General features: G+C 63.6%; 23 protein-coding genes. 15 read left to right on the top strand and 8 right to left on the bottom strand.

What is annotated here, in order from left to right; translation table 11 throughout:
* Positions 1-69: 69 nt before the first annotated feature.
* Positions 70-702, bottom strand: a complete 633-nt coding sequence (locus tag P9220_RS13945; RefSeq protein ID WP_309765584.1) for a YceI family protein — start codon at positions 700-702, stop codon at positions 70-72.
* 159 nt (positions 703-861) lie between these two features.
* Here P9220_RS13945 and P9220_RS13940 point away from each other — a divergent pair, with 159 nt between their 5' ends.
* Positions 862-1,392, top strand: coding sequence for a hypothetical protein (locus P9220_RS13940; protein WP_404980288.1), 531 nt, complete (start codon positions 862-864; stop codon positions 1,390-1,392).
* A gap of 29 nt (positions 1,393-1,421) precedes the next feature.
* On the opposite strand, the gene P9220_RS13935 is transcribed toward P9220_RS13940, so the two are convergent.
* Positions 1,422-2,351, bottom strand: a complete 930-nt coding sequence (locus tag P9220_RS13935; protein ID WP_309765582.1) for a LysR family transcriptional regulator — start codon at positions 2,349-2,351, stop codon at positions 1,422-1,424.
* Positions 2,352-2,467: 116 nt separating this feature from the next.
* Here P9220_RS13935 and P9220_RS13930 point away from each other — a divergent pair, with 116 nt between their 5' ends.
* From P9220_RS13930 to P9220_RS13905, 6 genes are all read left to right on the top strand, one after another.
* Complete coding sequence (locus P9220_RS13930) at positions 2,468-4,042, top strand: altronate dehydratase family protein (protein ID WP_309765581.1); 1,575 nt, start codon at positions 2,468-2,470, stop codon at positions 4,040-4,042.
* A gap of 55 nt (positions 4,043-4,097) precedes the next feature.
* Complete coding sequence (locus P9220_RS13925) at positions 4,098-5,021, top strand: dihydrodipicolinate synthase family protein (protein ID WP_309765580.1); 924 nt, start codon at positions 4,098-4,100, stop codon at positions 5,019-5,021.
* Between the two features lie 62 nt (positions 5,022-5,083).
* The gene (locus P9220_RS13920; RefSeq protein ID WP_309765579.1) at positions 5,084-6,379 is read left to right on the top strand and encodes an MFS transporter; all 1,296 of its coding nucleotides are present in this window, start codon (positions 5,084-5,086) and stop codon (positions 6,377-6,379) included.
* 60 nt (positions 6,380-6,439) lie between these two features.
* Positions 6,440-7,675, top strand: coding sequence for an alpha-hydroxy acid oxidase (locus tag P9220_RS13915; protein ID WP_309765578.1), 1,236 nt, complete (start codon positions 6,440-6,442; stop codon positions 7,673-7,675).
* A 14-nt stretch (positions 7,676-7,689) separates the two neighbouring features.
* Positions 7,690-8,640: an NAD(P)-dependent oxidoreductase gene (locus P9220_RS13910; protein WP_309765577.1), complete on the top strand. Its 951-nt coding sequence runs from the start codon at positions 7,690-7,692 to the stop codon at positions 8,638-8,640.
* A 55-nt stretch (positions 8,641-8,695) separates the two neighbouring features.
* A complete protein-coding gene (locus tag P9220_RS13905; protein WP_309765576.1) occupies positions 8,696-9,025 on the top strand; it encodes a GlpM family protein in 330 nt (109 codons plus the stop codon).
* Here the strand turns inward: P9220_RS13905 and P9220_RS13900 are convergent, their stop codons facing one another.
* Positions 9,026-10,021 carry an SDR family oxidoreductase gene (locus P9220_RS13900; RefSeq protein ID WP_309765575.1) on the bottom strand — a complete coding sequence of 332 codons (996 nt, stop codon included), beginning with the start codon at positions 10,019-10,021 and terminating at the stop codon, positions 9,026-9,028.
* Positions 10,022-10,215: 194 nt separating this feature from the next.
* Between P9220_RS13900 and P9220_RS13895 the strand changes: the two genes are divergently transcribed.
* The 4 genes from P9220_RS13895 (at position 10,216) to P9220_RS13880 (ending at position 13,166) form a co-directional block, all read left to right on the top strand.
* Positions 10,216-10,602, top strand: coding sequence for a YkvA family protein (locus tag P9220_RS13895; protein WP_309765574.1), 387 nt, complete (start codon positions 10,216-10,218; stop codon positions 10,600-10,602).
* Positions 10,603-10,906: 304 nt separating this feature from the next.
* Positions 10,907-11,569, top strand: coding sequence for a response regulator (locus P9220_RS13890; RefSeq protein WP_309765573.1), 663 nt, complete (start codon positions 10,907-10,909; stop codon positions 11,567-11,569).
* Complete coding sequence (locus P9220_RS13885; protein WP_309765572.1) at positions 11,566-12,942, top strand: ATP-binding protein; 1,377 nt, start codon at positions 11,566-11,568, stop codon at positions 12,940-12,942. The genes P9220_RS13890 and P9220_RS13885 overlap by 4 nt, the downstream gene beginning before the upstream one ends.
* Positions 12,943-12,953: 11 nt before the next feature.
* Entirely contained in the window at positions 12,954-13,166 is a 213-nt protein-coding gene (locus P9220_RS13880; RefSeq protein WP_309765571.1) for a hypothetical protein, read from the top strand.
* A gap of 8 nt (positions 13,167-13,174) precedes the next feature.
* On the opposite strand, the gene P9220_RS13875 is transcribed toward P9220_RS13880, so the two are convergent.
* From P9220_RS13875 to P9220_RS13865, 3 genes are all read right to left on the bottom strand, one after another.
* Positions 13,175-14,089, bottom strand: a complete 915-nt coding sequence (locus P9220_RS13875) for a LysR substrate-binding domain-containing protein (protein WP_309765570.1) — start codon at positions 14,087-14,089, stop codon at positions 13,175-13,177.
* An 87-nt stretch (positions 14,090-14,176) separates the two neighbouring features.
* Complete coding sequence (locus P9220_RS13870) at positions 14,177-14,458, bottom strand: hypothetical protein (protein WP_309765569.1); 282 nt, start codon at positions 14,456-14,458, stop codon at positions 14,177-14,179.
* A 210-nt stretch (positions 14,459-14,668) separates the two neighbouring features.
* The gene (locus tag P9220_RS13865) at positions 14,669-16,075 is read right to left on the bottom strand and encodes an MFS transporter (RefSeq protein ID WP_309765568.1); all 1,407 of its coding nucleotides are present in this window, start codon (positions 16,073-16,075) and stop codon (positions 14,669-14,671) included.
* Positions 16,076-16,320: 245 nt separating this feature from the next.
* Here P9220_RS13865 and P9220_RS13860 point away from each other — a divergent pair, with 245 nt between their 5' ends.
* The 3 genes from P9220_RS13860 (at position 16,321) to P9220_RS13850 (ending at position 17,775) form a co-directional block, all read left to right on the top strand.
* Positions 16,321-17,091 (top strand): IclR family transcriptional regulator C-terminal domain-containing protein, encoded by a 771-nt coding sequence (locus tag P9220_RS13860; protein ID WP_309765567.1) that lies wholly within the window; start codon positions 16,321-16,323, stop codon positions 17,089-17,091.
* A 112-nt stretch (positions 17,092-17,203) separates the two neighbouring features.
* Positions 17,204-17,479, top strand: a complete 276-nt coding sequence (locus tag P9220_RS13855; protein WP_309765566.1) for a YlcI/YnfO family protein — start codon at positions 17,204-17,206, stop codon at positions 17,477-17,479.
* A complete protein-coding gene (locus P9220_RS13850) occupies positions 17,476-17,775 on the top strand; it encodes a type II toxin-antitoxin system RelE/ParE family toxin (RefSeq protein ID WP_309765565.1) in 300 nt (99 codons plus the stop codon). Before P9220_RS13855 ends, P9220_RS13850 begins: the two co-directional genes overlap by 4 nt.
* 260 nt (positions 17,776-18,035) lie before the next feature.
* Here the strand turns inward: P9220_RS13850 and wrbA are convergent, their stop codons facing one another.
* A complete protein-coding gene (gene wrbA, locus P9220_RS13845) occupies positions 18,036-18,638 on the bottom strand; it encodes an NAD(P)H:quinone oxidoreductase (protein WP_309765564.1) in 603 nt (200 codons plus the stop codon).
* A 156-nt stretch (positions 18,639-18,794) separates the two neighbouring features.
* On the opposite strand from wrbA, the gene P9220_RS13840 reads away from it, so the two are divergent.
* Entirely contained in the window at positions 18,795-20,015 is a 1,221-nt protein-coding gene (locus P9220_RS13840; protein ID WP_404980287.1) for an FUSC family protein, read from the top strand.
* A 1-nt stretch (position 20,016) separates the two neighbouring features.
* Here P9220_RS13840 and zwf read toward each other — a convergent pair whose 3' ends face one another.
* Positions 20,017-21,492, bottom strand: coding sequence for a glucose-6-phosphate dehydrogenase (gene zwf, locus P9220_RS13835; protein WP_309765562.1), 1,476 nt, complete (start codon positions 21,490-21,492; stop codon positions 20,017-20,019).
* Between the last annotated feature and the right edge of the window lie 64 nt (positions 21,493-21,556).

The following is a 21,556-nucleotide window of genomic DNA, read 5'->3' as shown; positions in this document are numbered from 1 at the left end:
GGCGAGCGCCCGCGCTAACAGTAGCGCTCCAACAGACGTGCAAAGCCGAGCTCAGCCTTCGGGATCGCCTTAATCACCCGTCTTCTCGAACTCCGCCTGAATCGCGACGTGAACATCGTCGCCGACGGCCGGATACCACGTCGCCAGACCGAACTGCGCGCGGCTGAAATGCCCATCGGCCGAAAAGCCCAACGTTTCCTGCTTGATGAGCGGGTTCACCGCGTGGCCGTTGAAGATCACATTCAACGTGACGGGATGCGTCGTGCCGCGAATCGTCAGATTGCCGGTGAGCGCCCCGCGATCGTTCCCGGTGCGCACGAACTCTGTGCTGACAAAATCGATGTCCGGATACCGGGCCACGTCGAACATATCCTGCCCTTTCAGCATCCGGTCCAGTAGAGGCACGTTCGTATTGACGCTTGCTGCATCGATCGTCGCGCGTACGGTGCTGTCTTCCATGCCGCGAGCGTTCCATTGGAGTTGCGCCGTCGCCCTGTCGAAGCGAATGACAAAGCGCGAATAATGCAAATGGTCGACGTCGAAACTGATGTGCCAGTGATGTGGATCGAGGGCATAGCGCCCGACCGGCACGGTCGATTCGCTGGCGGACACGCGATGGGTGACCACCTGCAACGGCGTGCAGCCTGCAAGAAGCAGCGCGACCGACGCCAGAAGACGCGCCCAATAGACATTCGATTTCATCGTGCAATACCCCAAGGAAATGCGACACATTGCCAGCCAATATGCGACGGTCACATCGTTTTCGTAAGCGCACACGAAAATGACGCGATCAGGTAGAGTTCGCCTCGACCTCCATCTCAAAAAAGGCGCCACGGCATTTGCGCGATGGCGGACAACACTATGCGCTTGTGGCCGTCCTTTTTCTCTCCCCGACCGCTTCGCCTCGCGTCCTTGGTGGCCGCGCTGCTCGTTTGCGGCGCCTTGTCGTGGGCGCCATCCGCCAGGGCCGCCTTGTGCGCCGATGGCCTATGGGTCGACGCGATGATCGGATCGCATCACTTTCACCCGGACAAGCATTTCGAGCAATTCAATCCGGGCATCGGCGCAGAATGCTGGGTCGCGCCCGAGTGGGCACTGACAGCGGGCTATTTCCGCAACTCATTGTCGAAGCCTTCGTTCTATGGGGGCGGCGTTTGGGCGCCCGAATTCCTCCATTGGGGCTTCTTCCGGCTTGCCGCGATGGGCGGACTCATCTCCGGTTATGACTATGGCCGCTGGGGCATCGGACACGACAACATGGTCGGCCCGGTGGCGGCGCCGCTCGTCATGTTCGAGTACAAGCGTGTCGGAGCCAACCTGATTTTGATTCCGCCGATTCCTTCAAGCGACCTTCCGTTCACGATCGGCTTTCAGGTCAAGATGAAGTTCTGAGAATTAGTTAGTAAGACGAACTGTAGCGTTCATGCACGCACGCGCTCACGCAACAGTTCGATGAACCGCTCCGCCATCGGTGACAGCACGCCGCTTCGTCGCGTCACGACGCCGAACGTCTGCGAAGGCGATCGAAGGCTTACCGGAAGTATGCGCAGCATCTTGTGTTGCGCGAACATATCGGCGATATCAGTCGGCAATAGCGATGCAAGGTCCTTGCTCTGGTTCAGCAACGCGACCGTAACGAAGGTCGAAGCCGTCGAAATGGTGTTGGGCGGCATGTTCATGCCCGCGAGGTCCATCTCGCGCTCGAGCAGTTCACGCAACGGCATCTGACTGGGATACGTCACCCATCGGCAATGAGCGAGGTCGCGCATCTCGATGGTGCCTTTCGACTTCGCCGAATGCCGATACCCCACAACCACCGAGAGCGGTTCGTCCGCGAGCGTCACATAACGATACTTCGAAGGCTGGGCGCTCACCGCGGATCTTCCGATCACGAGATCGAGATGACCGTCATCGAGTTGCAGCAGCATGCGTGCGCTCGTGTCCTCGACGATTTCGATCGATACGTTCGGCAGTTCCGCATGCAGTGATTCCAGCACGGGCACGACGACCGCCGGTATCGCACCCATGATCGCGCCGATTGCAAGACGGCCGCCGCGTCCCGACTGAATCTCGCTGATGTCCTGACAAAGCAGCGTCAGATCGGTTGTCAGCAGACGCGCATATTGAATGACGCGCCGGCCATACTGATTCGGGATCATGCCGCTAGCCGACCGCTCGAAAAGCTCGGCATCGAACATAGTCTCCAGTTCATGCAGCGCCTTGCTCGCCGCCGATTGCGTGACCGCCATGACCGCCGCCGCCTTGTGGAGCGACTTGTGCTCGTCGAGCGCGATCAGCAATTGCAGCTGCTTCATTCTGAGCCGCGACAGCAGCGTCTGGACGGTGTTCATCGGCGAGTAGAAAAAGTGATCGGGGGATGGAAACAATTCAATATACAGGCTGCGGACTGCAAACGTATAGTCGGCCTCGGAGACAACAAACGATCGGCCCGAACACGGGTGACAACATGCAGAACGCAAGCCAGATCAACACCGGCCAGCCCGACGCGGCGCGGCCACGCCCCTTGGTAATCCGCCTTCACCGCGACGACGACGTCGTCATTGCACGCGAGCAGCTCGTCGGGGGAACCACATTGCCCGATGAGGGCGTCACCGTATCCGGCCTTATCCCTCCTGGCCACAAGATCGCGACGCGAGCGATCGAACAGGGACAGGCGGTGCGGCGCTATGGCCAGATCATCGGCTTCGCAAACAAACAGATTGCGCCGGGCGAACACGTCCACATTCATAACATCGCGATGGGCGAGTTCGATCGCGATTACGCCTATTGCGAGAGCGCACGCCCCACGCAATACGCGGATACGCCCGCCACATTCGATGGAATCGTCCGCGCCGACGGCCGTGTCGCCACGCGCAATTACATCGGCATCCTAACGTCTGTGAACTGCTCGGCGACGGTGGCCCGTGCGATCGCCGATCACTTCCGACGCGACACGAACTCTTCGAGCCTCGAAGCGTATCCGAACGTCGACGGTGTCGTTGCATTGACGCACGGCGTCGGCTGCGCGGTCGATCCCGAAGGCGAAGGGCTCGCGCTGCTGCAACGCACGCTCGGCGGCTATGCGGTGCATCCGAATTTCGCGGGCGTGCTGGTCATCGGGCTCGGCTGCGAGACGAACCAGATCGCCCGCATGATGGAAACGCAAGGTCTCACGGAAGCATCGTTTCTGAAGACGTTCAACATCCAGGAGACGGGCGGCACGGCGAAGACGGTCGCGCACGGCATCGAACTGGTGAAGGGCATGCTGGCGGCGGCGAACCGCGTCGAGCGTCAGCCGGTGCCGGCTTCGCATCTGATCGTCGGACTGCAGTGCGGCGGCTCCGATGGCTACTCGGGCATCTCCGCCAACCCTGCGCTGGGCGCTGCCGTCGATCTGCTCGTGAAGCACGGCGGGACCGCGATTCTTTCCGAAACCCCTGAAATCTACGGTGCGGAACACCTGCTCACACGACGCGCGGTGAGCCGCGAAGTCGGCGAAAAGCTGGTCGCGCGCATTCACTGGTGGGAAGACTACTGCGCGCGCAACCGCGCTGCGATGAACAACAATCCGTCGGCGGGCAACAAGGCGGGCGGCTTGACGACCGTGCTCGAGAAATCGCTCGGCGGCATCGCGAAAGCGGGTAACAGCGATCTCGTCGAAGTGTACGAATATGCGCAACCGGTGACGGCCAAGGGCCTCGTCTTCATGGACACCCCCGGCTACGATCCGATCTCCGCCACCGGACAGGTAGCGGGCGGCGCGAATCTGATCTGCTTCACGACAGGGCGCGGATCGGCATACGGCTGCGCGCCGACGCCATCGCTCAAGATCGCCACTAACGACGCGCTGTGGAACCGCCAGCAGGAAGACATGGACCTCAACTGCGGTCCGATCCTGAGCGGGCAGCGGTCCATCGAAGAGATGGGCGCCGAGCTGTTCCAACTGATGCTCGACACGGCATCGGGCAAGCGCAGCCGCAGCGAAATTCACGGCTATGGGCAGAACGAGTTCGTGCCCTGGCAGATCGGCGCGATCACCTGAACCTGCGTCAGGCCTCGACGCTGCTTCGAACTCCCAACCATTGCGACCAACCATCATGCCAAACAGCGTCCCATATCGCGGCGTATTTCCCGTCGTGCCGACGATCTTCGATGAAGACGGCAAGCTCGATCTTGAAGGACAAAAACGCTGCGTCGACTTCATGATCGATGCAGGTTCCAACGGCCTCTGCATTCTCGCCAACTTCTCCGAGCAGTTCGCACTGTCCGACGAAGAACGCGATTCCGTCATGCATGTCGTGCTCGAACACGTCGCGGGCCGCGTGCCCGTCATCGTGACGACGACGCACTTCAGTTCGGAAGTCTGCGCACGCCGCAGCGCCGCCGCGCAAGCCGCCGGCGCCGCAATGGTGATGATCATGCCGCCGTATCACGGCGCGACCATTCGCGTGACGGAAAAGGGCATCTACGAGTTTTTCGGCAAGGTGTCGGATGCCATCGGCATTCCGATCATGATCCAGGATGCGCCCGTCGCCGGCACGCCGCTGTCCGCGCCATTCCTCGCCCGCATGGCGCGCGAGATCGAGAACGTCGCCTACTTCAAGATCGAGACGGCGCAGGCGGCATCGAAGCTGCGCGAGCTGATCGAACTGGGCGGCGAGAGCATCGTCGGTCCGTGGGACGGCGAAGAGGCGATCACGCTGTATCCCGATCTCGAAGCGGGCGCGACCGGCTCGATGACGGGCGGCGGCTATCCCGACGGCATCCGCAAGATCGTCGATGCCTACATGCGCGGCGACAAGGAAAGCGCGGCGTCGCTCTATCAGCAATGGCTTCCGCTCATCAACTATGAGAATCGCCAGTGCGGGCTCGCCGCGTGCAAGGTGCTAATGAAGGAAGGCGGCGTCATCGCATCCGATGCAGTGCGTCATCCGCTTGCGCCCGTGCATCCGAAAACCCGCGAAGGCCTGCTCGAAGTCGCGCGCCGACTCGACCCGCTCGTGCTGCGCTGGGGCCGATAAGCCTCGCATCGCGGATGGCGACATCCGCGCCTTTCATATAAAAGCATTTAGGAGACCGGACCATGAGTGTGTCCAGCGTGCAATCCGTACGAATGACCAACGTCCGATGGAAGACATTTCTTCTGTTGCTGGCGCTGGTCTCGATCAACTATATCGACCGCGCGGCGCTTTCCGTCGCCATGCCGGCCATCGCGCAGGAATTCGATCTGTCGCCGGAGCGCCAGGGGCTGATCCTGAGCTCATTTTTCTGGACGTATCTGTTCATGCAGGTGCCGTCAGGCATGCTGGCCGACAAGCTGAAACCGCGCGCACTCATCGCGATCGCGACGGTCGGCTGGGGCTTCTTTCAGGCGCTCGGCGCGTTCAGCACGGGCTGGGTCCTGCTGTTGCTGACGCGCCTCGGGCTCGGCGTCACCGAAGCGCCGATCTATCCGGGCGGCGGCAAGCTCAACGCGCTGTGGCTCACCAAGAACGAAAAGACGCGCGGCGCAGCACTGCTCGATGGCGGCAGCGCGCTCGGTTCGGGCGTGGGCGCGATCGTCGTCGCGACGCTGATGGCGGTGCTCGGCTCGTGGCGCGCCGCGTTCGTCGTCGCGGGTGTCGGCACGATTCTCTGCGGCATCTGGGCATGGTGGTACATCCGCAATACGCCGCGCGAGCATCCGGCGATCAACGAAGAGGAAATCGCGTACATCGAGCGTGCTCACGCAGAAGAAGACGCGGCTGAACCGACGGTCGCGCCGGGCGGATCGCTCTTTCGCTTCTTCTCGTTCCGCTCGGTGTGGGGCATGTGCCTGAGCCACACCTGCACGAACCTGATTTTCTTCGGCCTGATGACCTGGCTGCCGACGTACCTGTACAAGGTCCACGGCTTCGATCTGAAGTCGCTGGGCGGCGCGACGTTCCTGATCTTCTTCTGCGGATTCGTCGGCGAAGTGATCGGCGGCAATCTCGCCGACAAGTGGAAGTCGTCGGGCGCGGGTGCGAATGTCGTGTATCGCACGATGATGATCATCGGGGCAGTGGCGGTCGGTCTCTCGATGCTCGGTGTCGCCTACGTCCGCGCGCCGGTCATGGTGGTCGCCCTGCTGTGCGTCGCGCTGTTCTTCCTGCGCTGGTGCGGCGGCTGCAACTGGGCGACGCCGGCGATGCTGGCAACCCGTGCACGCACCGGCACGCTCAACGGCATCATGAACTTCGTCGGCAACATCGCGGGTATCTTCGTGCCTATCTTCATCGGTTACATCGTGCAGACGACGGGCTCGTACTTCCTCGCGCTGATGTTCTTCGTCGCGGTGGCGGGCTTCCAGGCGCTGTGCGTGCTTGGCATCGACTATCAACGCAAGCTGCCGGTCTGACCGGGCATGTGACCGGAGCGAAGTGTCGAAGGCTTCGTTCCGGTCGACAGGAGAAGTGAAGTGCAACGTCGTCTTTATACGGGTAACGATCCGCGCCGCGCTCACAGCATCGAGGAGCTTCGCGGGATGGCGCGGCGGCGCGTGCCCAATTTCTGTTTTGAGTACGTGGAAGGCGGTTCGGAGGATGAGTCCACGTTGCGCCGCAATCGCGATGTTTTTGCGGAAATCGCCTTTCGCCCGCGCTCGCTAGTCGATGTATCGAAGCGCGATATCGGCATCGATCTATTCGGACGACGAAGCAATGCGCCGTTCATGATCGGGCCGACGGGCTTCAGCGGATTGCTCTCCCACGAGGGCGATATTGCGCTCGCGAGCGCCGCGGCTGCGGCGGGCATCCCGTACATTCTCAGCAACGCGTCGACGGTTGCGCTGGAGCATGTCGTCGAGCGCGCGGGCGGGCGCATCTGGATGCAGGTCTACATGTATCGCACCCGGGACTTCGTCGCGAAGCTGGCTGAACGCGCGAAGAAGGCCGACGTGGAAGCGCTGGTCGTGACGACCGACAGCGCGATCTACGGCAAGCGCGAGTGGGACTTGCGCAACTACGCAAGGCCGCTGAAGCTCGATATGCGCAACACGTTCGACGTGCTGACGCATCCGCGCTGGATGATGGACGTGCTCTGGCCGCACGGCATGCCGCGCTTCGCCAATCTCGGCGATCTGCTGCCGCCGGGCCAGGACAGCGTGCGTGGCGCCGCGTCGGCGCTTGCGAAGGAACTCGATCCGTCGCTGTCGTGGGACGACATCCGCTGGCTGCGCGATCGCTGGCCGGGCAAGCTCATCGTCAAGGGACTGATTCACCCGGACGACGCGGCGCGCGCCGTGTCGCTCGGCGCCGACGGCATCGTGTTATCGAATCACGGCGGCCGGCAGCTCGACGGCTCGGTATCGGCGATGGAAGTCCTGCCCGAAGTCGTCGACGCCGTGAAGGGCCGTCTCGCCATCATGCTCGATGGCGGATTCCGCCGCGGCTCGGACATCGTCAAGGCGATGGCGCTCGGCGCCGATGCCGTGCTGCTCGGCCGCGCGACGACGTGGGGTCTGGGCGCGGGCGGCAGGGCCGGCGTGGATCGCGCGATCGAGATTCTCAAGACCGAGGTCGACCGCGTGATCGGACTATTGGGCGTCGGGAGCATCGCGGAACTGGACGCGCGATATATCGAGTGGTCGCGTATTGCGCCGCGCAGCGCAGCGCGGACTCGTCAGGATGCGCCGGTCGAACTCGAACTTCAATGAACGGGACAGGGGCCATGGAAAACAACAACGGAATACGCCTTCCGAAGCGCGTCGAACGCGTCGGCATGATCGGGCTCGGCCTCATGGGCAGCGCGATCGCAGGGCAATTGCTCAAGAAGGGCTTCGAGCTGCACGTGCTTGGCCATCGCAGCCGCGAGGCGCTGGAAGCGCTCGTATCGCACGGTGCAAAAGAGGTGAGCAGTGCGGCCGAACTCGCGCGTGACGTCGATGCCGTCATCATCTGCGTGACCGGGACGCCGCAAGTTCGCGATGTCGTCTTCAGAGAGAACGGCTTGCTGGCGGGGGCGCATGAAGGCCTGGTCGTCGTCGACAGTACGACCGCCGATCCCGAATTCGCCGACGAAGCGGCCAGCGCGTTGGCCGCAAAAGGCGCGGCGTTCCTCGATGCGCCAGTCAATCGGACTCCGAAGGAAGCGCGGGAAGGGCGGCTGAACGTGCTGGTCGGCGGCGATGCGCAAGTGCTCGAGTTGCTGCGTCCCGTGATGGCTGCGTACGCGGAGACGGTGCATCATCTCGGCGCGCACGGATCCGGGTATCGCGCCAAGCTGATCCACAACTTCATCGCGCAGGCTAACGGCGCGATTCTTGCCGAAGCGTTCGGCACGGCGGCGAAGGCGAAGCTCGATCTGCACGAGTTCGCGGCCGTCTGCCGTTTAAGCGGCGCGCATAGCAAGACGTTCGATCGGATCATCCCGTACCTTCTCGAAGGCGACGATAGCGGCCAGCAGTTCGCCATCCGCAACGCCGCGAAGGACATGCGGTCGTATGCGCAACTGGCGTCGGCGCAGTCGTCGACGGCCATCATCGCGGAAGCCGTGCGGCAGATTTACGTGCTGGCGACGAATCTCGGACATGGCGACAAATACGTGCCGCATATGTTCGATGCCGTCGCGCAGTTCAATGGCATGGCGCCGTCGCGCGAGCCAAAGGACGAACTCAGCTGATTGCGCAGCGCTTCCCTATAATCCGTCGCTTTGCTTCGCACTCGACGGAATCTCAATGGACGTATTGTGGAAGGGCATCGTCGGCGGGCTGGTCACTGCGTTGATCGTCACCGCTTCCAGGCGCGGCAACGTGCTGCCGGGCATCCTGCCGCTCGCGCCGACGTTCGCAATCATCGCGCTGCTGGCCGTCGGCGCGAAGGGTGAGCCGGGCGGCTTCAAGACCGCGTGCCTCTCCGGCGCGCGAACCATTCCCGCCTATCTCGTGTTTCTCGGCACGTGCTATGTGCTGATCCACTATGTCGATTACCGCGTCGCCATTCTCGGCGGACTGGCGGCGTGGCTGATCGCGGCGCTCGCGATCTTTCTGGCGCCGCGCTTCATGTAGTCACACTTTGCGCCGATGGCCGCGCGCAAGCCACATCGCACCGAGCACCGCGCCCGCGCCCAGCATCAGTCCGCGATGCGTCCCGAGCCAAAGCGACGGGCACGCATCCGACGCCTCGTCATCGAACCGCCCGTGCGTGCGATGCAACGCCGTCACCGGTTCCCACAAGTTGTCAGGACGGCCCGCGCCCGGAAGGCTTTCGTCCTGTTGCGCGTCGTAGCCGGTGCGGCCGAGATAGGCATCGAGCAGGCCGGGAAACAGATGGTTCGCCACAATGGCCTTCACCGACGACGACCCGACCCAAACCTCCCGCCGCCGATGCGTCGCCGCCCAGTAAATCGCGCGCGCCGCGACTTCCGGCTGGAATACCGGCGCAACCGGACGTGGCGCATAAGGCGTCGCGGTCTTCGCCCAGTCGAATTGCGGCGTGTTGATCGCGGGCATCTGCACCATCGTCACGTGAATGCGGCGCTTGTCGTGACGCAGTTCGCAACGCAACGAGTCGGTGAAGCCGCGTATCGCGTGCTTCGCGCCGCAATAGGCCGCCTGCAGCGGAATCGAGCGATACGCGAGCGCCGATCCCACTTGCACGATCACACCGCGATTGCGCGGCTTCATGCGTCGGAGCGCGGCCATCGAGCCCCATACATAGCCGAGATACGTGACTTCGGTGATGCGCGCGAAATCGCGTTCGGGCATGTCGGCGATCGCGGCGAGAGACGTGAGCATCGCGTTGTTGACCCAGACATCGATCGGGCCGAGCGTTGCTTCGATCTGCGATGCCGCCCGATCGACGGCATCGGCGTGACTCACGTCGAGCGCGATCGGCAACGCGCGCACGCCGTATGCGCGCACTTCGGCGGCGGTATCGGCGAGAGCGGCTTCGTCCCGGGCGATGAGCGCGATGTCCGCGCCGCGTCGCGCGAACTCGAGCGCCGCCGCACGTCCGACGCCCGCCGTCGCGCCGGTGATGACCACGATGCGAGGTTTCCTCATTGCGTACGATCGCTCCCGGTTGACTGTGCGAGCGTGACATGCAACCGTCGTGCCGCGCAAAGCGAAGTCCCGAAAACGCTCACCTTTAGGACGGTGCGAAGGCTTTGGCGGGGCGGGCGCAATGCGCAGGTCCCGAAAACGCTCACCTCAAGGGGTAAGATCGATGGTTCGCGGACCGACCGATGTTTCCCTCGATGAGCATCTTCGAAACGATTCGAACATGGGCAAGACGCATCAAGCGTGATGCGATGACGCTTTGGTTTGCGTATCGAAATCCGGCAACGCCGCTATTCGTCAAGCTGCTATGCGTGTTCGTGGTCGGTTATGCGCTGAGTCCTGTCGACCTGATTCCGGACTTCATACCGGTTCTGGGCTATCTCGACGATGCGCTGCTGCTGCCCGGCCTCATCTGGCTCGCGATCCGGCTACTGCCTGCGGGTATCGTTCAAGAGAGCCGGCTGCGCGCCGATGCGTGGATGGCCGAACGACGCGCGAAGCCGAAGAGCTACACGGGAGCCGCGGTCATCGTGATCGTCTGGCTGGCGGTGGCGTATGCGGCGTGGGCGTGGCTGGGACGCTGAAAAAAAGCCCGGCCGAAGCCGGGCCCAAACCGGACCGGGCGCGTTCCGAGTCACGCCCGACCGCGTGGATGCATCGCAGGAAGAAGCGGCGTTCATCACGACACGCTCGCCTCAACGCAAAGCAACGGCCTTGGCGGTATAGTGCGGCCTGAAAACTTATGCAACGCTTAAGCGCCCATGCAGCGGCACGCGAAACGAGGACGCGAAACGAGGACGCGAAACGTCGAACCCGATTCCGCGTTAAGCCGCGCTTAAGCAAGCGTCAAGGACAATCGGCGGCGACACGCAAGCCCTGGAGACGTGCATGCGCCTGCTTCTGGTAGAGGACGACGAGATGATCGCGGAGACCGTGCTGGCCGCGCTGCGTCGCGCGAGCTATACGGTGGACTGGGCGCAGGACGGCCGGGCCGCCGAGCTTTCGCTTGCGAACGGTGTGTACGATCTCGTGCTGCTCGATCTCACTTTGCCGAAGCGCGACGGCCTCGACGTGCTCGGCGTCTACCGCAAGAACGGCGGCGATGCGCCGGTGATGATTCTGACCGCGCGCGACGCCATCGACGATCGCATTCGCGGTCTCGATGCCGGCGCCGACGATTACCTGATGAAGCCCTTCGATCTCGATGAACTCGCCGCCCGCGTGCGCGCGCTGCTCAGACGTCGCACGGGCCACAAGCAACTCGTCTATGCGCATGGCGAACTGACGCTCGATCCCGCCGCGCACGAAGCCGCCAAGAACGGCGCGCCGCTCAACCTCGTGCCCCGCGAATTTGCGTTGCTGCAGGCGCTGATCGAAGAACCGTCGCGCGTTTTTCGCCGCCGCGAGCTCGAAGAGAAACTCTATGGCTGGGGCGAAGAAGTCGGCAGCAACGCCATCGAAGTCCATGTGCACAGCTTGCGGCGCAAGATCGGCGCGGATGAGATCGTGACGGTGCGCGGCGTCGGTTACCGGCTGAAGAGGATCGGATGAACTCCATCCGCCGCTGGCTGCTCGGCTGGCTCATTTGCGGGCTTGCGCTGGCGTGCCTCATTGCGGGCTACGGCATCTTCCGCGCGGCGCGGCTCGAAGCGGGCGAGCTTTTCGATTACGAATTGCGCACGGTCGCGCTCTCGCTGCCCGACAACATCACCGCCGCCGATGCCGCCGAGGGACGCACACACGAACTGCACGGCATCGCGGACGATCAGCTTGTCATCGACATCTGGGACAAGTCGGGGCGCCTCGTCTATCACTCACCGCACGAACCCGCGTTGCCGCGCTTCGGCGACGGCTTCCAGTCGGCGGAACGCGAAGGCTATCGCTGGCGCGCGTTCGGCGTCGCGCTGCCGGACCGCTATGTGCAGGTCGCGCAGCCGTACTTCGTTCGCGACGACATGGCCGTCATGCTCGCGCTGCGCATCATCTGGCCGCTTGCCTTGCTCATACCGGTGATCGTCGTGATCGTGCTCGTGGTGGTGGCGCGTGGGCTCGCGCCGGTCCGGTGGCTCTCTTCGTCGATCGCCGCGCGCTCACCGGAATCGCGCGAACCGGTAGCGGTCGCCACGCCGATGCCCGATGAACTTCGTCCGCTCGTCGATGAACTGAACGGCCTGCTCGCGCGGCTCAACGATGCATCGGAGGCGCAGCGCATCTTCGTCGCCGATGCGGCGCACGAACTCCGCACGCCGCTGACCGCGCTGAAGCTGCAGATTCAAGGCGCAATCGGCGATGGATCGCTGAAGGTCGACAGCACGACGCTTGCGAAGATCGATGGCCGGCTGAACCGGCTGATCCATCTTGCGCAGCAGTTGCTCAGCATGGCGCGGGAGGATGCGGCGCGCGAGGCGGCCATCGCGCCGATGAGCCTGCGCACGCTGTGCGAAACGCGCGTCGCGGATTTCTCGCTGATCGCAGAGGCCAAGTCGATCGACCTCGGCCTCGTGCTCGAAGAAGCGCGCGACGAGCACGATGCATTCACGATATGCGGCGACATGCACGCGCTTGCCGTGCTCGTGAACAATCTGCTCGACAACGCTATTCGTCATACGCCGCATGGCGGACGCGTCGATGTGACGTTGCGACGCGAGAACGACGGCATCGCGCTGACGGTGCTCGATACCGGGCCCGGCATTCCGGCGGATGAAATCGATCGTGCGTGCGACCGGTTCTATCGATGCGTGGGTACGCAAGGGCAGGGCAGCGGGCTGGGACTTGCGATCGCGCTGCGTGTGGCGCAACGGCATCACGCAGCGTTTACGGTGACGAATCGCGATGCGGGCGGGCTCGCGGTTTCGCTGCGTGGATTGCGCGCGGTGGAGATGGAAGCGCAAGAAGCGGGAAGTGCGGTTGCGGCTATGCGGTGATGATCGATGCCATGAAACTCATTGTTTATTGTTTCGCCATCCTTACGTTATCGACAAATCCCGCACGAGCCGACGATGCCGCGAGCGCGCCGGCATTGTCGGAAGCGAAGACGCTGAAAGAGCGCCTGGGCGACAAGGCCAGCGACGAACAGCGCGTCGACAACTGCAAGGTGCCGCCGGATCGCCGGGGCGCGAAGGCGCGGCCCGACGCGTGCGCCCGCTAACGCAAGCGTTACCGCTCGCTGGTCAGCGCGATCACGAGATCGAGAAAAGCCCTTGTTTTAGCGGGCGGATGATGCCGCGACGGATGAAACGCATAGAGCGGAAAGCGTTCGTCCGGCCAGTCGGGGAAGAGATCGACGAGCTTTCCTTCGGCCATCAGATGCTCGTGACCGAGCGCGAGTATCTGCGCGACACCATAGCCGGACAGACACGCGCTCAGCAGCGTGCCGGGATCGTTCAGCGTGAGATGTCCGCGCGTCTCCACGGTCAGCCGCTTCTTCTTGCGATGAAACTCCCACGCGAACGGCCGTCCCGTCTCGGGATCGCGGAACTCGATGCAGGTGTGGGCATCGGTGGCGAGCGCCTGCGGCGTCGCGGGCCGGCCGCATCGCGCGATGTAGGACGGCGCGGCGACGGTGTGCACGGGCGTGTCGAGCAGCTTGCGCGCGACGAGGCTCGAACTGCGCGGCTCACCGAAGCGAACGGCGAGATCGAAGCCATCGGCGATCATGTCCCCGAGCCGGTCGCGCGTGATGAGTTCGAGATCGAGTTCCGGATGCGTCTGCATGAACGCTTCGAGCTGCGGGCCGAGCACGAGCCGCGAGAAGATGGGATCGACGTTGACGCGCAAGCGCCCGCGCACGGCGGTCGTGCTGCTGGAGGCGGTGGCGGCGGCTTCTTCAATGCCGAGCAGATGCGGCATGACCTGGTCGTAGAAGCGCCGTCCGTCGTCGGTGAGGGAAACGGTGCGCGTGGTTCGATCGAAGAGGCGGATTTTGAGCTTCGCCTCCAGACGCGTGATCGCGCGGCTCACGCCGGGCGCGGACATGCCGAGCTTGTCCGCGGCGGCGGAGAAGGCGCCGGTATCGACGATTGCGGTGAAGATGGTCAGCGCGGGAAGGAGAGGCGTGGTGGGGGCGGGCATGCGCGCCTTGTCGTCATCGATGGGATGACAGCGATGGTAGCCGCGAACCCCGATGTGTTGCAGCGGCCGGTGCGGTCGACGTTCGTGCTACAGCAAATGAAAGTCCGCTTCGGGAACGACGACCGCCACGGGAAACGGAACTTCGGTTCCCTCGGTTCGTACTGCGCCGCTTCCATCGAGGCCGACCACCCAGCCATCTTCCGTGCCGAACACCTGATCGCTCGAGATTATCGCGGCCCAGCCTGCGAGTTCAGCCAGCGACGACACTCTCAGTCCGGTTCTTTGCCCGCTCTGAAACTGAAGCACGACCAGGCCTTCGTTCTTCGACTGATTCCAGGCAATCTCACTCCTGACAAGTCTGACGGGCATGACGCGTCTCCCTGAGTTGAGCGCTGAAACACGAATTGCCGGCTATTTGCGGGACCGGCTGGATCATGAGTCGATATTAGTTCCTCGTCGAATATCGTCAATGCGAAGTTGATTCGATAACGGAGCGAGTGCATTGGGGATAGGCGCGTGACCTAAAAAAAACGGGCCCCGAAGGGCCCGTTCCTCGTGACGCCCGGTTATCGGCGCGCGTCACGCATGCGCCTTCGCTCCGCGGCTATCCGCCATCGAATTCGCGCGCATCCGCTCGTACTCCTGCTCGGTCATCGGCACTGCATCCTTCTTGCCGAGATCTTCCAGACGCACGCGATACGTTTCGCGCGCAGACCAGGCCGCAATCGCCGCGATGATGGTCACGCTGAAAGCCAGCGCCCCGATCGTCAGCGGAATATTCGTCGATCCCGGCGGCGCGACGGTGGCGAACAGCGCCGGCAGCAGAGCCGTGATCGTCGTGCCGATGTTCTGCGCAATCGCCATCGCCGAAACACGCGAGCGCGTCGGGAACAGCTCAGGGAAAAAGCTCGGGAAAATCGCGTTGTATCCCTGGTAGACCACGCCCCACATCAGCAGCGACATCACGATCGCGAGCGGCACGTTGCGAATGCTGATCGCGTAGAGATAGGCGAACGAGAGCAGACCCGCGAGCAGCGAACCGGTGATCATCGGAATGCGGCGTCCGATGCGATCGGACAGATTGCCGACAAACGGAATCACCAGCACCGCCAGAATGTTGCCGACGACCGGAATCCACAGATACACGCTCTTGTGAAAGCCGATGCCATACGAAGCCTGCACCGCATACGCCGCCCCGAAGATCGTCGCGACGACCGGAATCACGTTCATCAGCGCCATGCAGACCACGCGGATCATGTCCGGCGTGCTGTTGGCGAACGCTTCCTTGATCGGCGATTTCGGCAGTTCGCCCTGCGCGCCTTCGGCGGTGAACGCCGGCGTCTCATGCACTTCGCGACGGATGATGTAGCCCGCGACCAGCACGAACGCCGACAGCAGGAACGGCACGCGCCAGCCCCACGAATTGAACATGTCCTCGGGCATGAACGCCGCGAGCGGCAGGAACACGGCGGCGGCCAGAATCTGGCCGGCCTGCACGCCCTGCAGCGTGAAGCTGGCGTAATAGCCACGCCGGCCGGACGGTGCATGTTCGAGAATCATCGAGCTGGCGCCCGAGATTTCCCCCGCTACCGCGAAGCCCTGAATCAGACGCAGCACGACGAGCATCGCGGGCGCGGCCATGCCGATTTGATGGTACGTCGGCAGAAGACCGACCGCCATCGTCGAGAAGCCCATCAGGAACATGCAGATCAGCAGGACGTTCTTGCGGCCGTGCGTATCGCCGAGATGGCCGAGCACGAACGCGCCGATAGGACGCGCCACATAACCGACGCCATACGTGGCGAGCGACGCGACGATCGCCACCTTCGGATTGCCCGACGGGAAGAACAACTGTGGAAAGATCAGCGCGGCCGCCTGCGCGTAAATGAAGAAGTCGTAATACTCCAGCGCCGAGCCGATCCAGCCGCTCGCCGTTGCTTTCTTCGCCTGGCGGCCGCCGTGCGCTTCTTCCTTGAGGCTAGCCATGTGTGTCTCCGAACAATGGGTTTATCGATTGAACTCGCGTGCCGCCTGTCGTTCTTCTGATTCGTCGTCCCGCCGATGCATGACGCATGACAGCGGTGGCGAGCGCGTGGCTCCGGGTGATTGGAGAATAGGGGCGCGGACCTTTGGCGGCAACGATTTGTGATAGATTATGCGCGATTATCGCACGCGCGTGTCCGATAATCGACCGCTTTGGGGGTTAGCACTAGCAAATGCAAGGTTTGACGATGAACAAGCCCGCACTCGACAAGCGCGACTGGATCGCCGGGCTGGAAAAGGGCCTCGCGATCCTCGAAGCGTTCGACGATCAGCACGCGCGCATGACGCCGACGCAGGCGGCGGCGCGTACCGGCATGACGCGCACGGCGGCGCGTCGGTATTTGTTGACGCTCGCGCATCTCGGTTATGTGCAGACCGACGGCAAGCTCTTTAATCTGACGCCGCGCGTGCTGCGCGTCGGCTGGTCGTACTTCGATTCGGCGCGGCTGCCGCGCATCGTGCAGCCGTATCTCCAGCAACTGAGCGCCACGATTCACGAATCCGTCTATGTGAGCGTGCTGGATGACTGGGACCTCGTGATCATCGCGCGTAACGGCTCCACGCGTGTGATGACCACCGGGTTCGTGCTTGGCGCACGGGTGCCGGCTGCGCTGATGTCCGGCGGGCTCGTGATGCTCGCCTACAAGCCGGATGAAGATGCGGTCCGCCAGTGGCTCGATGCGACCGAGTTCAAGCCGTTCACGCCGCTGACGCTGACCAACAAGGAGAAGCTGTACGAGAAGATCCGCCAGGCGCGCGCAGATGGCTTCGTCGCGATCGAGCAGCAGTTGCAGGTAGGCGTGCGCGGCGTCGCGGTGCCGATCAAGAATCGGCATGGGCAAGTGGTCGCGGCGTTATCGGTGAACATGCCGATCGGAAAGGAAACGCACGAGGCGGCGCTTGCCCGCGTGCTGCAGCCCTTGCAGGAGACGGCGCTTGCGATGTTGAACGTGATATGAGGCGGACGGCGCGACGGTGAGGACTTTCGGGAGCGAGGCGAGGTGAGCGTTTTCGGGAGGCCGCCGTTCGGCGCTAACATGTATCGCAACTGCGATGCATCCGGAGGTAAGTATGAAAACGGCCACTATTCCTGCGCTGCGAGTCGAGCCGGAACTGCGTAAGGCTCTCGAGGACGTGCTGAACGAAGGGGAATCGCTGTCTTCATTCATGGAATCGGCGTTGCGCGCGAGTCTTGCACGGCGGCGCCTTCAGCGGGAATTCATTGCGCGGGGGCTGGCAGCGCGTCTTGAAGCGAGACGAACCGGCGAGTACTTCGATGCAGAGGACGTACACGCCGAACTCGAAACCATGCTGAAAGCGGCAAAGGCAAGACAGGCAGGTCATTGAGCTACGCAGTCCGATACACGCGAGGCGCACGCGATGACTTATTGCACCTATATCAGTTCCAGCTCGAACGGGACATCGACGTTGCCGAGCGCGCCCTCGAGGCGATTCGCGAAGGGACACGTGTGCTGAAATCGTTTCCCTTCACGTGCCGAAAGGCCGATGAGCAGGATCCTTTCCTGCGCGAGTTGCTGGTCTCGTTCGGCTCGTCAGGGTACGTCGTGCTGTTCGAAGTGGAAGACGACACCACGGTGAGCATTCTCGCCAGTCGACCTCAGATCGAAGAGGACTATCACTGAATATCACGCTACAACGGCAGTCGAGTTGGAATTGATTAGTCTCCCGAACTACCGCCAGCACGACAAGAAACGGACCGGCGCACGAGGCAGCCGGTCCGGTCACATCCTTCAGTGACAGGGCTGTCGGAAAGTGACGCTGTTACCCATGCAGCGACCATGCCAGCGAAACGCAAACGGCCAGACGAGCGCCGGCGCGGTCGATAGTCGGCGCAATGCCGACGCGAGGCGCCTATCTGTTCGCTCGGCCGATACAACCGCCATCACCCCGCGATCTTCACCGCAAGCTCCGCCACATGCTTGCCCTGATACCGCGCGATCTCCAGTTCGTTGTGCGTCGGCTGCCGCTTGCCGTCCGGACCGACGATCGTCGTCGCGCCGTAGGGCGTGCCGCCGGTGATCTCTTCCATGTTCGTGAGCGCCGGACACGCATACGGCACGCCGACGACCACCATCCCGTGATGCAGCAGCGTCGTATGAAACGACGTGATCGTGGTTTCCTGGCCACCGTGCTGCGATGCCGTCGACGTGAACACGCTGCCGATCTTGCCGATCAGCGCGCCTTTCACCCATAGCCCGCCAGTCTGATCGAGGAAGGTTCGCATCTGGCCCGCCATGTTGCCGAAGCGCGTCGGCGTGCCGAAGACGATGGCGTCGTAATCGGCGAGTTCGTCGATGCTCGCAACCTGCGCCTGCTGATCCAGCTTCACGCCGATGACCGCGGCCTGATCGGCGGCGATCGTTTCGGGCACGCGCTTCACCGTCACCTCGACGCCCGCCACGCCGCTTGCTCCTTCGGCGACGGCTTGCGCCATCGTCTCGACGTGGCCATACATCGAGTAGTAGAGAACCAGAACTTTCGCCATGAGATGTCCTTGTAGGTCGAACGATGCCGGGATCGGGCGGGAGCGCACACGATAGCATCGGTTCGGCAGTCGCGCAGACCGCGCCCCATGCGATTCTTTGCGTCATCGCCGATACGCGTCTACGCTCCGATGAGACGCACGACAACCGCACGCGCGATGCCCGACGATCCATCCATCCATAGCAGCGCCCGACATGCCGTTGCCGGCTTTCATGCGCTCGCCGGCATTCTGCGCGATGCATTCGGCGCGCTCGGCCGCGAGCTCGTCGCGATCAGGCCGTCGTCGTCACGCGCGCGCTTCGGGACTCAGGCGATGCTGTCGGTCGCGCTTGCCGTCGCACTGGCGCATGTGTTCGATCTGACGCACGTCTGGTGGGCCGCGATCAGCGGATTCGCGGTGATGCATTCGAAGTTCTCGGCGTGCGCGCAACGCGGCGCGCATCGCGTGCTCGGGACGGTCGCGGGCGCGCTGCTCGGCGCGACGGCGGGGCCGCTCATCGGCGACATGCCGTGGCTCTTCGTGCCCTTGCTCGGCGCGATTGCGGGCGTTTCGGTGTATCGGGCGCTCGTGTCCGATGCGGGCTATGCGTGGGTGCTCGGCGCGGTCACATCGCTGATGGTGACGTTCGAGGCGCACCGGCTCGCGTCGGCATCGGCGACCGCATCGTTCGCGCTGCTGCGCGTGGCCGAAGTGATCGTCGGGACACTCGCGTGCGTGGCCGTCTCCGCGCTTTTTCACGCGGGCGTGCAGCACTATCGCAAGTCACGCGGCGTCACGCCGATGCCCGGTGCGCTGGCCGCATCGGCGGTGGATCGCGTGGACGGGGCAAGCGTCAGGACTGCGGCCGCGGCATCCGCAGAGGCGCGGCATAAGCGCATCGCGTGGCACGCGGCGTGGTCCGTCATGATCCTTTCTGCGATGGCCTACGCGTGGAACCTGCCGGGCTTCCCTCAGGCGATGGTGACGGCCATCGCCGTGTTGATTCTTCCGGCATCCGCGCTCGGTCAGCCGACGCACAGGCCGATCGCCGCGCGCATGGTCCAGCGCTTCGCCGGCTGCCTGCTCGCGGGCGCGGTCAGTCTCGCGGTCCTGCCGCTGATCGGCGACAACGCCCTCGCGTGCATGGTCGCGCTATGCGCGGGCGTGTGGATCGGCTGTCACGTGCAGACGGGCTCGCAAGGTGCGAGCTATGTCGGACGGCAGTTCACCATCGCGTTCATCATGGTGTTCGTGCAGGACCGCGACTGGTCATCCGACCCGATGCCCGCGCTGATGCGGCTTGCGGGCATCGTCGGCGGAATCGCGGTGCTGGCTGCGGTGATGGCGACCGGAACCGCGATAACCCGCCGGCGCGCGGCGCGCCGGACGTTGCAATAGGTCAGGCCTCTTCCGCCCAGGCGAGATTTTCCCGCGCCATGAGCGCCGACGAAGCCGCCGGCCCGAATGTGCCGGCTGTGTAACCACGCGGCTTGTCGCCCAGTTCCTTCCAGCCGTTCAGAATCGGCTCGACCCACGCCCACGCCGCTTCGAGTTCGTCGCGGCGCATGAAATGCGTGAGACGCCCGCGAATGACATCGATCAGCAGGCGCTCGTACGCTTCGGCGCGGCGCTGCGTCATCGCCTGCTGCAAGTCGAGGTTGAGGTTCACGGGCAGCATCTGCATGCCGCTGCCGGGTTCCTTCGCGAGCATCTGCAGCTGGATGGACTCTTCCGGCTGCAGCGTGATGATGAGACGGTTGCCATAGTTGCGCGGCCCGCTCGGGATGATCGAGAACGGCAGGTCCGCGAAGTCGATCACGATTTCCGACTTGCGCGTCTGCATGCGCTTGCCGGTGCGCAGGAAGAACGGCACGTTGGCCCAGCGCCAGTTGTTGATATGCGCGCGTAACGCGACGAAGGTCTCGGCCCGGCTGTCGGCGGGCACGTTGTCTTCCTGCAGATAGCCCTTCACCGGCTCGCCGCCGACCGCGCCGGCCGCGTACTGGCCGCGCACGGTATCGCGTGCGATGTCCGATACGGTCATCGGGCGCAGCGACTTCAGCACTTTCAGCTTTTCGTCGCGCACCGCGTCCGGGTCGAGCGAGACCGGCGGCTCCATCGCCACGATGCACAGCAGTTGCAGCAAGTGGTTCTGCACCATGTCGCGCAGCGCGCCGGTGTGATCGTAGAAGCCCGCGCGGCTGCCGACGCCCACCGTCTCCGACACCGTGATCTGCACGCTCTTGATGTACGGGGCCTGCCACAGCGGTCCGAAGATGGCGTTGCCGAAGCGCAGCACCATCAGGTTCTGCACCGTTTCCTTGCCGAGATAGTGGTCGATGCGATAAATCTGCTCTTCCCTGAAGCGCTTGCCGACCGCATCGTTGATGGCGCGCGCCGAGGCCAGATCGTGACCGAGCGGCTTCTCCAGCACGACGCGCGCATGATCGTCGACGATACCCGCCGCCGCGAGGTTGTCGCAGATGGTCGTGAAAAGCTCCGGCGAAGTAGACAGGTAGAACACGCGCTGCGCGCCGTCACGCGAGGCTTCCGCGAGCCTGCGGAAGTCCTCGGCGTTCTCGACATCGACGCGGACGTAGTCGAATAGCGCGAGAAACTTGTCCCACGACTGGGCATCGAAAGCCTTCTCGTCGATGAACGGACGCGACTGCTTTTCCATGAAGTTCTTCAGATAATCTTCGCGCGTCCAGTCCTTGCGGCCGATGGCGAGAATGCGCGTATCGGCGGGCAGGTTGCAGTGCGTGTGCGCCATGTAAAGCGCGGGCAGCAGCTTGCGTGCGGCCAGGTCTCCGCCGCCGCCGAAGATGATCATGTCGAGCGGGCGTTCGTTCGAAGGAGAAGTCGAATTCGTCATGGTGCGTGAGCCGTTGAGGTTCGAAGAGGCGGTTGCAACGAGCGGAAAATGGAACCCGCTGCAA

The sequence above is a fragment of the Caballeronia sp. LZ016 genome, assembly GCF_031450805.1.
In the GTDB taxonomy this organism is placed as follows: Bacteria; Pseudomonadota; Gammaproteobacteria; order Burkholderiales; family Burkholderiaceae; genus Caballeronia.
This window is presented reverse-complemented; position numbering and strand designations above follow the sequence as displayed.